General features: G+C 48.7%; 15 protein-coding genes and 1 tRNA gene. 5 read left to right on the forward strand and 11 right to left on the reverse strand.

Annotated elements, in window-relative coordinates:
- The first annotated feature begins 7 nt into the window (after window positions 1–7).
- Window positions 8–412, forward strand: coding sequence for a hypothetical protein (locus PRZ02_RS03920; RefSeq protein WP_449464548.1), 405 nt, complete (start codon window positions 8–10; stop codon window positions 410–412).
- A 189-nt stretch (window positions 413–601) separates the two neighbouring features.
- Here PRZ02_RS03920 and PRZ02_RS03925 read toward each other — a convergent pair whose 3' ends face one another.
- Both PRZ02_RS03925 and PRZ02_RS03930 read right to left on the reverse strand, forming a co-directional pair.
- On the reverse strand, window positions 602–1600 hold the full coding sequence (locus PRZ02_RS03925) for a hypothetical protein (RefSeq protein WP_449464549.1): 999 nt from the start codon (window positions 1598–1600) through the stop codon (window positions 602–604).
- Window positions 1601–1611: 11 nt separating this feature from the next.
- The gene (locus PRZ02_RS03930; RefSeq protein WP_449464550.1) at window positions 1612–2004 is read right to left on the reverse strand and encodes a metal-dependent transcriptional regulator; all 393 of its coding nucleotides are present in this window, start codon (window positions 2002–2004) and stop codon (window positions 1612–1614) included.
- 143 nt (window positions 2005–2147) lie between these two features.
- On the opposite strand from PRZ02_RS03930, the gene PRZ02_RS03935 reads away from it, so the two are divergent.
- Window positions 2148–2609 carry a hypothetical protein gene (locus PRZ02_RS03935; RefSeq protein ID WP_449464551.1) on the forward strand — a complete coding sequence of 154 codons (462 nt, stop codon included), beginning with the start codon at window positions 2148–2150 and terminating at the stop codon, window positions 2607–2609.
- Window positions 2610–2614: 5 nt separating this feature from the next.
- Here PRZ02_RS03935 and PRZ02_RS03940 read toward each other — a convergent pair.
- Window positions 2615–2746 (reverse strand) — tRNA-Ile (locus tag PRZ02_RS03940).
- Window positions 2747–2881: 135 nt separating this feature from the next.
- Window positions 2882–3436, reverse strand: a complete 555-nt coding sequence (locus PRZ02_RS03945) for a hypothetical protein (protein ID WP_449464552.1) — start codon at window positions 3434–3436, stop codon at window positions 2882–2884.
- 216 nt (window positions 3437–3652) lie between these two features.
- Between PRZ02_RS03945 and dcd the strand changes: the two genes are divergently transcribed.
- From dcd to PRZ02_RS03960, 3 genes are read left to right on the forward strand one after another with little or no spacing between them, the layout of a single operon-like run.
- Window positions 3653–4093, forward strand: coding sequence for a dCTP deaminase (gene dcd, locus PRZ02_RS03950; protein ID WP_449464553.1), 441 nt, complete (start codon window positions 3653–3655; stop codon window positions 4091–4093).
- Entirely contained in the window at window positions 4090–4800 is a 711-nt protein-coding gene (locus PRZ02_RS03955; RefSeq protein WP_449464554.1) for a phosphoribosyltransferase family protein, read from the forward strand. Before dcd ends, PRZ02_RS03955 begins: the two co-directional genes overlap by 4 nt.
- A gap of 11 nt (window positions 4801–4811) precedes the next feature.
- Window positions 4812–5930, forward strand: a complete 1119-nt coding sequence (locus tag PRZ02_RS03960; protein ID WP_449464555.1) for a pyridoxal phosphate-dependent aminotransferase — start codon at window positions 4812–4814, stop codon at window positions 5928–5930.
- Here PRZ02_RS03960 and PRZ02_RS03965 read toward each other — a convergent pair.
- The 7 genes from PRZ02_RS03965 to PRZ02_RS03995 all read right to left on the reverse strand — a co-directional run bounded on the left by PRZ02_RS03965 (window position 5832) and on the right by PRZ02_RS03995 (window position 13083).
- Entirely contained in the window at window positions 5832–6617 is a 786-nt protein-coding gene (locus tag PRZ02_RS03965; RefSeq protein WP_449464556.1) for an ABC transporter ATP-binding protein, read from the reverse strand. The genes PRZ02_RS03960 and PRZ02_RS03965 overlap by 99 nt on opposite strands.
- On the reverse strand, window positions 6592–7629 hold the full coding sequence (locus PRZ02_RS03970; protein ID WP_449464557.1) for a FecCD family ABC transporter permease: 1038 nt from the start codon (window positions 7627–7629) through the stop codon (window positions 6592–6594). The genes PRZ02_RS03965 and PRZ02_RS03970 overlap by 26 nt, the downstream gene beginning before the upstream one ends.
- Before the next feature lie 2 nt (window positions 7630–7631).
- Entirely contained in the window at window positions 7632–8705 is a 1074-nt protein-coding gene (locus tag PRZ02_RS03975; protein ID WP_449464558.1) for an ABC transporter substrate-binding protein, read from the reverse strand.
- An 8-nt stretch (window positions 8706–8713) separates the two neighbouring features.
- Window positions 8714–9526: an anaerobic ribonucleoside-triphosphate reductase activating protein gene (locus PRZ02_RS03980; protein ID WP_449464856.1), complete on the reverse strand. Its 813-nt coding sequence runs from the start codon at window positions 9524–9526 to the stop codon at window positions 8714–8716.
- Window positions 9430–11292 carry an anaerobic ribonucleoside triphosphate reductase gene (locus tag PRZ02_RS03985; protein ID WP_449464559.1) on the reverse strand — a complete coding sequence of 621 codons (1863 nt, stop codon included), beginning with the start codon at window positions 11290–11292 and terminating at the stop codon, window positions 9430–9432. The genes PRZ02_RS03980 and PRZ02_RS03985 overlap by 97 nt, the downstream gene beginning before the upstream one ends.
- 294 nt (window positions 11293–11586) lie before the next feature.
- The gene (locus PRZ02_RS03990; protein ID WP_449464560.1) at window positions 11587–11973 is read right to left on the reverse strand and encodes a hypothetical protein; all 387 of its coding nucleotides are present in this window, start codon (window positions 11971–11973) and stop codon (window positions 11587–11589) included.
- Complete coding sequence (locus PRZ02_RS03995; protein WP_449464561.1) at window positions 11974–13083, reverse strand: DUF1512 domain-containing protein; 1110 nt, start codon at window positions 13081–13083, stop codon at window positions 11974–11976.
- Window positions 13084–13159: the final 76 nt, after the last annotated feature.

Genomic DNA, 13159 nt, shown 5'->3' on the forward strand with positions numbered 1-13159 from the left:
CAATATCATGAAATCCGCAATAAGGGAATACGATAACAAGAACATAGACCCAAAGAAGCTTGGGGAGAAGCTAGAAGATTACTTTAAGGAGGAAGGGTATAAAACTCAGAGGGCTGAACACCCGCTTGGAGTAGTCGTCCAGGCACAAAAGGGAGGCATCCTGAGAACCATATTGGCAGCTGATAGGGCTTTAACGATAACCATAAGTGGGGATCCAAACAAGGTAACCGTTAGGATGGGTGTTAGCAAATGGCTTCAGGATTTAGGAGTCGCAGCCTTAGAGGGCCTCTTCTTAACTCCGTTGCTCTTCTTCATAGAAATACCGGAATCCCTCTGGAGCTTTGAGATAGAAAGACAAGTTTGGAATTACATAGAATCGCTGATAAATATGGGCGATCTCACGGCCAGCTGATAACGAATACCTATCCTTGAATGCCTACTAGATGTTTTGACGGGGCTTAAGTGAGCATAAATAAGTTTATCCTTATCGATTTTTACGAGAGCTAAAGGCATGGATTCAAATACAGTATTATAAATAATCATAAAAATCTTTAAATCAATTCTATTAGATGCACCGCGTCGCATGAACATTTTTACTTAATCAAAAACAACCATAAATTAAATCAGAACATCGGTTACTCCCTGAGCTAATTGCCTTCATAAACCTTGGGTTTCTTTTCGCCTTTGATATAGCGTTCTCATACCCGAGTATGCCTATAACTACGACGGTTATTATGACCAAGAAGAAGCCGATGCCCAAGTTGTGCAGGTTATGGACGTGTATACCCGTGTTAATTCCCCAATTAAGGAGCCAAGGGTCAAATATTATAGCTAGACCTCCAACTATAAACGCAAGACCGCCATAGGTTAGGACGTAAGTGGTTATGGTCTTTCCAACAAACGCTATACCCTCCCTTGTAAGTCCTTTAATCGAGCTAAGCCATGCGGCAAAACCCATTCCAAACAATATCTGCATGGTCATGGTTCCCAGCCCGAAAAGCAACCCTGGGAGAAATCCAAACCATGGGTTTGGCATCATAGGAGCCAATACCGTGTATATTATCAGCGCAAAGGCCCCAAAGCCGAAGCCCGCTATGAAGCCATGAATGAGCGCTAGCTTTACCGGGACGGGTTTTGTGTCTATCTCGTCGTCAACAACGGTTGCAGGGTTTATTTCATGTGCTAATTCTCTTTTCTGAGCCTCACTTCCTTCCTTATGAATTCCCATCTTCACCCCAAGCTTCTCCTCAAGGTAGTGCCAGTGAAAGTACTTGCCTTTTTTAGCTATGTATATACCAGCAAGCGCCATGGCAAGACCCACTGCTATATAGGTCACACCGAACGCTAAAGCAGTCATGAAGACTCCAGCAAGCGCGAAATAGGCAAGCTCCGACAGGATTGCCCGCTGTACCGTAAACCCCGTTGAAAAGACCAATCCCGTCTTGGCGCCGCCCTTGGTACTGAACGTTCCAACTGAATAAGAGAACGTTATGGGCCAAGTGTGTTCATCGGGAGTTATCCCATGCACTATACCAAGAAGATAAGCCGTTATCAGCGCCAATTCCAAAGTAGTTGGATGTGGATTCCACAGGTCAATCAACGATCATCGCCTCAACAAGCTATCTCCTTACCATGGGGGCATTCGGTAGGCCTTCCCAAATAATCGTAAAGTTTCCTAACTACGACCTCCGGTACGAGGGTATCGAACTTCCTTGCCTGGACACACGCCTCGTCTGGGGTAAAGCCTGCCCTGTAAAGCAGGGTCTCTACGACCCTATGTGCCATAACTAAGTTCTCTGCCTCCTTCCTGCCTTCTTCCGTAAGCGCGTATCCTGACGAGCCCTTCTTAAGCAGGCCCTCGCGTACCAACTTCTCAACCATGGCTAACGCAGTAGGCGGTTTAACTGACATGGACTTCGCCACATCCGTAAGCCTGACCGGCCATCCATCGCCGGACCTCTCGTAAATCAACCTAAGGCAATCAAGCTCCCTTGCAGTGGTCATTTAGACCTCACTAATAATATTAGATTAGACTAATCTAAAAGCCTTACGCTTTGGTTTCATAAATTAGCCAGCGGCAATCTGGTTGGTCTTGGCGCACAGGCCGGACAGAAAGACATATAACTCGGAGCAGCTTATACGCGAAGATGTCGAGTAAGGCAGGCACCTTAAAGACCGGATCTCCTAAAGGCATGGCGGCCTTAAACGTTACCATAGGCGTCCTCGACCTCATCCTCATACCCATAGCCCTAACCTTAGGCAAAACTTATAACTATGATGTGGCAATAGCGAACTCCGTCGTGGCAATCCTGTTAATAGCCATCGCTTACGCGGATTACGCAAGCAAAAAGAGGGGAGGAAAGGGAACGACACTTCCAGTGGTAGTTTTCCTTTTCTCCTTGATATTACTCTTCCTTTACCCTCAGACTTACGACACCCCTTACATAGGAACTTATCACCTCTACGTGCTACCGACCGTTTACAAGGGCAATCTCTTCTACCTGAGCCCTTATGAGGTCCAAAACTACGTGTGGAGCCTAAGCTTCGCGTTCGGGATGATGCTTTTCGTCACATCACTCTACGAGATATACTTGATTAAAAAGTCTTGAATTTTTGGTGGGCCCGCGGCGAGTTTCACCCGTTAAGCCGGGTTTTGAACGCCGGACCTTTCGATATCTGACCCAGCAGGTTATCAGTTTCGTCCCATTTAGGGCCGAACGCTCTAACCATGCTGAGCTACGGGCCCAGCCCCCTAAGGGCAGGGTAATATTCTTTTGGGCCTATAAGTTTAGTGCGAGCATCCCACTCGATCGTCCAGAGATGGTCGAAAGTTGCCCCTCTAGGAAAAGCCATAATTACGCCCAAAGCGAGGATTGAAAGCTCAGGGAAGAACATGCCGCTGCGCCTTAGAACGCTTACTTCTGCGCCCAAATCCCGCAAACTTAATGAGCCAAAGCCGATCAGTTTTTTGAAGAGCGCTCACCTTAGGGCTCATACCATGCTCCAGCCCGGAAAGATAACATGATACCAATGCTCTTTTCTTCGGATCTAAATGGCCCACCTGCTTCAGCATCGAACTTATCTCTCTGGCTCTACGCTCACACGTTGGTGGCAACCCAAACCTCTGATTTATTTGCGGTATCCAGTCCATATCGCTCAGCTCCTTGAAGCTTCCGCCCATTTTCTTCCACTTCCAAAGGCCCCTCAAAAGAAAGGCCTTACTTATCCTTAACACAACAATGACCTCTTCCGTTGAAAGAGGGATCCCGGACTCGCGCGAGACCACCAACACCGAAACCGCGACGCGCTGCTCGCAGCTCCTCAGCTCAACCATTTTTGGGTCCTGTAAAAGACGCAACGCCTCTTGCCTGACGTAACTCGGAACGCTCAACATCTCGCACGCATAGCCCAACAGATCAACGCATCCTGTACCCATATGCTATCCAGTTTTGTCCATAAATTGGCAAACAGACCTTAGGAAGAAACTGCACGGGATCGCCTCACAAATTTTTGGCCCTGTACCCACCTCTATGCTCCGGTTTGTTTAGGTCTAACCACCGGACTCTCATTTGTGATGAATTTCTTTAACAAGCTGCTCTCTAATCAAGTGAGCTTGAACGCAAAAGTTAAAACATGGTCATGTAACATCTTTATGCTATCCTCCGAGGAGATAAAAGAAATGCTTGGTGCTGGCATAATCATAGAACCTTACGCAGACGAGGCCTTAGGCCCTTCAGGCTACGACATGGCACTCGCATTTGACCTAGTAATTCCTCCGCTGTCTTGGACGTTAGCCTCCACTCGTGAGAGGATTGAGCTGAGCAACGCCGTGTCGGCATCCATTTACATGCGCTCTTCCTTAGCCAGAGAGGGGTTGATTGGCAGCTTTGCGTTGATCGACCCCGGCTTTAAGGGTAACCTCACCATTTCCCTTTTCAATGCCAGCGATAAAGAAGTAAAGCTGAGAGCTGGCGAAAGGACCGTGCAGGTGGCCTTCTTCAGGCTGGGCAAGCCGACGCTAAGGCCCTACTCAGGAAAGTATCAAAATAGCATAGGTGTGGTCAAAAGCAAAAGAGGGGTGATAAGTAATTGAAAGACCTTTACGCGAGCCTTAAAAAACGTATGAACGCGGTAGACGCGCTTAGGATAATAAAGAAGAGAGAAACGTACGAGAAGCTATCGGTTGACCTAAAGCTTTCTCCTGCCATAATAAGTCGGTACATAAACGGCAGGGTCCTTCCATCTAGCAAGAGGGCAGAAGACCTGCTTTCAACGATATTTGCAACACACCCATCGTCCAGGATCATAGAGGACTTCGTAAAAATAGATGAAAGTGGAGTAATAGATGACAGCGATGTGATCTCGAATCCAGCTCTGTTGCACCTCCTAGCCATAGAGTGCTCAACCATTATCAATGAAAAGGTAGACGTTATACTGACCGTGGCAGCTGACGGTATTGCTTTTTCTGAGGAACTAGCCAACGTGTACGAGGCAACCCTTGCGGTGGTAAAGAAAGAGAGAGAACTTGGAATAGACGACTTCTACGAAGAGACGGAGATCTCGTTTGCGAGCGGCATAAGAGAAGCATTTTACCTTCCCAAAAAACTACTGAAAAAAGGGCAAAAGGTGCTCATAGCTGACGACCTGGCAAGGACTGGACGTACCATAGGCGTTCTGCTCAGGATGGTTGAGTCGGCAGGAGCAATACCAGCTGGAATAGCGCTTATAATATCTACCAGAAACGCAACGATTGGAGTTCCTCAGGAGGTCAAGAAGTACATCGGACTAGAAGTTGCTTGAGGTCGTTGGGCATGGCGATTCATGGAGCTGATGTTTGGAGGGATGGAAAACCCCTAAACGTCATCGATTTCAGCAGCAACGTGAACCCACTTGCCCCTCCTAATGGGCTATTGCCATATCTCAGGAAGATAGTTGGTCTATCTACGCGTTATCCAGAGGCAGACGCCATTTCAGCCCGCGCCGCTTTAGCTTCTTTTCACGGGCTAAATAAAAAGAACATCGTGATTGGAAATGGGGCCAACGAACTTATTCACTTGATCTGTTCAGCAGTCCCCAAGGGAAAGGCGCTGATACTGGCCCCAACTTACAGCGAGTACGAACAGGCTGTAATAGGCCATGGATTAAAACCCTACTTTTATTTGAGCAAGCATCCCTTTGACGTCGATCTCAATGACGTCAAGATAGAGCCAGGCACTTCCCTCATATTTCTGTGCAATCCCAACAACCCCACTGGAAAGGTTATAAAGAAAGACGCCATAGTTGACTTTCAGCGCAGGGCTGAGGCCGCAGGCGCAACCTTGGTTGTAGACGAAGTTCATATGGACCTCTGCGACCAAGAGGGGGAAAGCGTGATAAACGAGGGACTAGAAAACACGGTCGTCCTAAGATCGCTTACAAAACTCCTTGGAGTGCCTGGCCTGCGTTTGGGATATTCCGTTTCTTCTCCTGAGTGGGCATCTAAGATAGATGCCGTAAGACCGGCTTGGAACGTAAACGTGCTCTCGATCGAGGTTGCGAAGAACTGGCTTGACTCGAATTTCATTCAGAAAAGCAAGACTTACGCTTCGCGCGAAAGGACTTACCTTTCTGGCTCCCTTACAAGGCTTGGATTCGAGGTCATACCATCCCACACCGATTACCTTTTGACCAGGATCAAGGGGATGACGTCGATTGAGCTAAAGGAAAAGCTCCTTAATAAGGGGTTTCTGATAAGGGACGCTTCAACCATAAAGGGATTGAACAACCAATACGTTAGAATTGGAGCCCTTTCTCACAAGAAAAACACGAGACTCATGCGCGCCGTTAAAGAGTTACTGACCCAAGTTATCCGAAAAGATGGGTATCACGTGAAAAACTGGCTCGTGCTCTATAATCACCCTAACCCCATATACGCGGCTTATCATATCTGATGTGAGCACATCTCTGGGTTTGCCTTGCGCTAGTACCGTGCCTTCCCTCAGAACAACTATCCTGTCGGAGTACTGCCCAGCCAACGTTAGATCATGAAATGTGGCGACTATACTTCTCTTTTTAGTTAGCGACCGAGCTAGCTCCATGATCTCCTGTTGCGCTTTCAAGTCCAAATGTGATGTGGGTTCGTCCATTAAGATCACGTGCTGTCCCTGAACAATCCCTCTAGCGAGCATCACCCTTTGAAGCTCTCCTCCGCTTAAGGTGTTGATCTGCCTATCTTTTAGATGCAGGGCTCCAAGCTCCCTAAGCGCCTCTGTAGCGGCACTCATATCTGCAGGTCCCTCATCTTCCCAGCGGCTCAGGTAGGGATAGCGACCTAAAAGCACGAAGTCCATAACCGTTAGGGTTGAGACCGGAGGCTCTTGAGGAACCACGGATAAAAACTTCGCTATATCTCTTCTCTTTAGCTTGGTCGCGGGAACTCCGCCGTAATATATGGTGCCTTTATAGGGGAGAGAGCCCGCGATGGCACGTATGAGCGTTGTTTTTCCTGACCCGTTCGGGCCAACGATACCGACCAGTTCGGCCTCTCCCACGCTTAGGTTTACGCTTCTAAGGACCTCTTTTTTTCCAAAATCAACGGTTACTGCTTCACAGCTAAGGACCTCGGTCAAATCGCTCACCATATCCCCTTTTCTTCAATAGGACAAAGAAGAATGGCACTCCTACGAATGCCGTAATTATCCCTATAGGGATCTCCAGTGGGGCCATGGCTGTTCTGGCCAAATCATCGCAAAGGAGGAGAAATACGCCTCCCATGATCGCGCTGAAAGGAAGAAGCACCCTGTGTGCGGAGCCAAATGACATCCTAGTCATGTGCGGTATCATTAACCCAACGAAGCCTATGAGACCACTTACCGAGACCACTGTGGCAACCATGAGTGCCGTGATAGACATGAGTGCCACCTTGACGTTTTTCACGTTGACCCCCACGTAAAGCGCGTCCTCATCACCCAGGCTCAATGCGTCGAGATCCCTTCTAAAGGCGTAAAGGGCAAGCGCGCATATCGCAACTATGCCAAAAACAAAGGGGATCTCCTGCCACTCGGCATCAGCAAGACTCCCCAATAACCAAAATATGACCTCGGGTCTCTGAGCCGCGTTGACGTATATGACGAACGAAGAGAGCGAGCCGAAGAGCAAGCTTACCGCGATACCTGATAACAGGAGCACCCCTGATGAAGTTCCAATAACCGACGAGGGGCCTAGCGCGCGGGCCAGCGCGTAAACCAGAAAGGTCGATAGGAGAGCGAAAACAAAAGCCATAATTTGCATTGTATATGGCCCAAGAAAGTAAAGGGAAAGGGTAGACGCTAAAGATGCGCCAAGCGCCGCCCCGCTCGAAAGTCCAATCACGTAAGGTTCAGCCATGGGGTTCCGGAACATGGCCTGAACTACGACGCCCCCCATAGCTAACGAAGCTCCCACTAGAAGGGCAAGAATTACCCTTGGCAACCTCAGGTAATAGATTATGTCCCAATAAACGGCCGTGGGTTTAGAAAACCAAGGCAAAAAATCAAAGAAAAAACCCGCAACTGCCGATGCAGGTATCCTAACCGGGCCTATCATGATTGAAAGAAAAAAGCTGGCCAAAAAAACCAACGCCAGCAAGGGTTTCATTAAACGCCGCGGCATAACTAGCGCCTCCTTTCGTACACCACCACGAGTAGAACCACGATGACCACTGCCAATGCTGCGATCCCGTAGTCGAGATAAGGTATTCCCTCGCTGGCATTTACGTGTATCGCGTGAGGTAGGGTGACGTTTTCGGTCCCGGTTTCCGCAGGGCATGGAGGTACTTCAAAACCCTTCATGGCGTTAGGATAGAACGCCTCAGCTAGCCAGACTATACCATAGACAAGCCTGTAAGTAGGCTGAGCAAACCAACCCTCATGCGGTATCACGTACACCTTGTCGTTGTGCACTGCTGCTGTGGCCATAAATGGCATCTGGTTCACAACGCTGGCGTTGGCGTACTGATCTAATATAAGCACCGATGGATTTTCGCTCAATATATCCTCTGGACTCATTATGCCCCAACCAGATATGTTGGATGCTATGTTCTCGCCTCCGGCCAACTGTATCATCGAATTCATGAACGTCCCGCTTCCACCCGTCCAATAACCACCGGTGGTATCTAAGAGGTAAAAGACCTTTGTCTTGTAACTGGGTAACCTTGACTGAACGTCGGCTATCACGGTATTCATCCAGTTCACTATCTGTTCGGCTTTCTGTTGCGTGTCGGTGGCGTTACCGACAAGCATTATGTCCCGCTCGACGCCTTGAATGCTCGTAGCGTTGAGCACTAGCACGGTGAGATTCATGCTCTTTAGCTTCTGTATGTCCTGAGGTGAGTTTATGCTCGATGCAAGTACCAGCTGCGGTCTCAGCTCCTCTATCTCGTCGAAATCTATACCGTAATAACTACCCACGCTGGTCAGGTTCTTAACCTGAGGTGCTATGGTCGCGCACACGTACTCGTTGGCAAGCCCACCTACGAGGTAGTTGCCAAGTCCAAGACCGTAAACCAATATGGTGTTACTGGGAGCAAGCGATACTATCCTGGTCGGTCTCTGGTATATCGTTACAACGTTACCATCATCATCCACAAGCCTCACGGGATAATAAGAGCCCTGTGCAACTGCTGGTCTGTAGAACGACAACACAAACATTAAAATTAAGGTAATCGACAAAACGCGGATTAGCCTCATTTTGATCGTTAAGGTAGGTTTGCCATATTTAAGATTTTGGATAATTTATCCAATTCTTCGGCGCCTTCATCAAACCCCGCAAAACAATGAGTCCTGCACCAAGCTTCATCCCTGGGCTCCGTGAGAGGGGGGCCGAGTAGCTTGTTCAGGACAAAGTAATGAGGAAACTTCAGGTGCGGCACCACGGCACGGAATAGATTTTCATAAGCGCTCAACTCATAACCCTTAGCTATGGGAACCCTGAGCTCCACCTTCATGTGCGCTTCTGCAAGTAGGTCAAGTGACTTAAGAAAGTTTGAAAACATTGCCGAACTGGCAACTTCGCCGTACCCGTAAAATTCTGGCAACTTCAGGTCCGTCGCAACGTGATCAAGCAGGGGTAGTACCTTTTTAAGTAGCCAGGGTAAGGTCAAGTTCGAGTTAAGTGAAATATTCACGCCCTCGCTCTTGAGCTCTTTGAAAAGCCCTTTCAGCTCGTTGACCTGCATGAGCGGCTCACCTCCGGTTACGTGGAAATAGTCTACGAAACTTAGGACCGACAAAAGGTCTCCTTTCATTTTTTCTATGTCAATTTCTGAGCAAGCTTCCCGTGAACCATTGGCAATCTTCCAGTTATGGCAAAATGGACAACGCAGGTTACAACCACAAAGCCAAAGCGTGAACGTCACCTTACCCTTAACGTCCACCAGAGATATTGGCTTCCAGCCTGCCCCCTTCAAAGCAGTCAACCTAGGTCGTAGTGCTCCCTTGTCCAGAACTCTTTGCGCCTCGCTGGGTTCCAGTTCTTCAGTGGTCTGTAGTATCCTATGATCCTGCTCCATATATCTACTTTTTCTGAGCCGCATTTAGGGCACCTCGTATATATACCGGTAAAGCTTGAGCCGCAAGTCCTGCAAACCGTCAGAGCAGGCGTGTAACTCCAGTAAACCAGATCTGTGTTAATTAGCTTCTTCGTGAGCGAGGCTAAGGCCTCGGGATCGGGCCGCTCTCCCAGGAAGATGTGCATCATAACTCCTCCTGTAAACGAGCGCTGAACGCCGGCTTCGATATCCACGCGATCAGAAAGCTGCAACGAGCCGTAGTAGGGCGCTATGCTGGTGCTGTATATGGGATCCGTCTCCCGTGGCAAAAAGGGCAACAGCTCTGGAAAATCCCTGAGGTCCGAGAGGGCCAACTTAGGAGCCGCGGATTCTCCCGGTATCTCCTCAACGTTCCAAGGGATACCCGTATCCTTCATCCACTCCCTTGCGCGTTTGACCGCGAAGTCGACAAATTGTTTCATCGCATCCCTTGCCCTTAACCAATCTCTCCTACTTCCCTCATACCACAAAGCTGGCTGGTTCATATATATGGCTGCGGCTTCGGGCAGGCCAAGTAATCCTATGGTGTTGAAGTGATTGGCTGGAAACTCTGGCAGGTATTCCCTAATTGCCCAATAAAAGGAGGGATAAGATCTTAGAAGCCTTACGTATCTATCCCTTAGCCATTCTTCTGCCTGCCTCACTTTACCCAATGCCTCATCGTAGAGCTCCCATACATCCCGATGGTCGCGCTGAGCCTTCATGAAAACTCTCGGTAGGTTGACGTCGGAAGCGTTAACCGATCCAGTCGCATCAGGAAGTGCCCAAATCCCTCCGAAGGCCTTTCTATCTTCGCTGGCTGTAAAACTCTGTTCCACCGAAAAAGACTTGGCCATGGCCAACTCGTTCCTGTCGATGTTTATCCTACAGCACATGGCGAAACTCGCGTCTGGGTCAACAACCCGAGTATTAAGCCAATAGAAACTTCCTTTCTCCGCAGCAGTTTCAAAGATCGATTCAAATATCTCGGGATCATCCCATAGCATGCGCGCCGTCGTCATAAGAGTCGGTATGGGAAACGTGAACGGCTGCCCAATGGAATCTCCGCTCCTCAGAAGCAGACTCAACGCAATCACGAACTCCTTCGCTTCTTTCTCGTAGTTTCCAAGGGTCCCTACCGCCATCCCTCCTAAAATTGCCCGATCACCATCGAGCATTTTCTTTGACGCATCCAACGTCACGGTGAAGTTAGTAAAGGGAGTTTGCATGCCAACCCTGCTCGGGTAGTTTAGGTTAAATAGGAGCCTTTGAACGCCTTGGATGATGCGCTTGCGCTCCAGTTGATCAGCTCTTATGAAGGGACCCGCGTACCACTCTACAGAAGAAAGAGCCTGCGCGCCCGTGAAGAACTGCTGTAGCGTTATCAGGTAATTTGCGATATGATCAACATATGTATCGAAATGTTTTGCAGGCAAGGAGTTAACGGTCGATGTTTTTAACCCCTTGGTAAGCAGCGCGTTCATCGAATGACCGCTGCAGTAAGGAAGGTAAACGCTCATGGGCAGCTTATGGACGTATATCTCCGCGCTCCGCATGGCATCTCTCACCGCAACAGGCATCGATCCTTCCGCTTCGGTCTGAAGAGCCTGCTCGGCAACATAAGAGAAATATCCGGTAGGTCCGAGGTATTTATTCGCATTTTCCAGGACGTCAAGAGTTTCCCTTTTAACGTATCTCAAAAAGCTCTCGCTTTCAGAAAAACCTCCCGATTCCGCCTGCTGGGCCATGCCTCTAATTTAGCTTCTCCATTTAAGGCTTTGGATAAATTATCCAACCATCTCTGCTTCGAACCTAAGCAAAAAAGACCCTTAAGATCATTAAGCCTCCAATCAAGCGAAAAATCTCAACAAGGTTGTCGCACTTCACCAAACCCCCAGCAGTAGCAACAACCCAGTTGTATCTTCCCGAGCGATCTCGATTGCAATAGATCTAGCATCGAAGCAGCAACTGGACGTGCATGAGATAAAAGAGACCTGCATGCAAAAACAGTAAAACTGAAACCTTCGAGAAAGTGCCCTTCCCTATTTCTCGGGCTGACTTATCGTGTATATTTTGTCGACGACCATGGGGGTCCCATCCTTTGGGCAACTTTCTCCTATCTTTCCGACGTAGTCACCGACCATGAAGTCCTTGGTGAGTTGATATCCACATGAGGGGCATCTGTAGACCGTGAACGTCCTCTCCGGTATCGCAGACATAACATATCCGATTCTGTAGTAATTCAAGATTGTGACATATAAAAGCACTATAGCCGCAGCATAGCTTATGAGGGCAAGAAGCAACCCCATTATCCCATCAGCTATTGATTCAGACCCAAACACTATGAGGAAGAGCGCCAGAACTACTCCTATGATAAGGTTTACATACCTGATGGTGTTGCTCGGTCTTTTCTGGGCTTGCGATGACAATCAGGCCACCCCTATGCTGTTACCTATGCCAGCGATTATTACCTCATCGCCGGCCTTCGTCTGCTCCCTTATGACCTGCTTCACCTTCTCCACGGCCGCTGGTACGGCATCGGCTATCTCCTTCTTCATACCGGTTATGGCCTCATCCATCGATTCTTTGAGGATTACCGCTAGTAGAGGGACGTTGTGCGTCCTGGCAGCCTCTTCTATCTTGAACTTCTCAGGACCAGGATCTCCTATCGCGGCACCAACTCCCTCAACTATCTCTCCGCTGTTATCCCCTTCTAGCTTCAGCGCTGCATCTACCGTTATTATAAGCTTGACCTTGTCTCCCTCGCTCTCTATGAGCCTCTGCACCCCCTCGCCTGGCTTTCCAACCCTCCCGCCAGGCCCTTTGGCCTTAAGTATAAGTAGCGTCCTGCCTTCAAACTCCTGCTTTGCAAAGACGGTCTTTGTTCCCTCGATCTCCTGCATTGGCGCGCCCGCGGCCAGCATATGGGCCACCATGGGCCCAGCTCCATCGCCTATTGGCTTGCCATCTAAGAAAGCATTCATGGCCTTTTCATAGCTGCGCGCTATTTCCTTTATTTGACCAAGGCTCATGGCTACCTGCATTAATATCATCCAATTGTTCTGTTTTGTTCCAAGAACAAGGAAGTGCCTTATGTAGCGGTAGATGAAGTTAAGTGCCATGGCCGCCTCCATGGCTACAGCCAAGTTGGCCTGCTCTTCGCTTGAGGCATTAGGTGCGAGCTTTGCCATCTCCTGATCAAACCTATTCTCTCTCACGTCAAGCAGATACTCCAACCTCTTGAGAACTCCACTGGGATCCCTGTCCACTGGCTCGATGGTGAAGAACTCTAGGAAGTCCTTTATCCTTTGGCTTGGATCCATGTTCGGTTTCCCCTTCTGAACTACGGCGTTGATCAATTTAGCCGTCGCTGCGTCGCTGACCGCTTTCATCTCTCTTAGAAAGCTCTCGATCTGGTTCTTCCAGATCATAGACTGAAGTTTTTGCCCGTAGAACATCAGATATATCCATGCTATTGTCACTAGCAAGTAGATGATCCATCCGGTCGTGCTACTCGGCAATAGACCCGACGTGCTCAACTTTAATTCATATTCTTCTATGATAGGTATTTAAGTATAAGTATGAACCTTGCGTTTAACGGCGACACCTTTATTT

Origin of the sequence: Tardisphaera saccharovorans (assembly GCF_046635845.1) — an archaeon.
Lineage (GTDB): Archaea > Thermoproteota > Thermoprotei_A > Marsarchaeales > UBA168 > UBA168.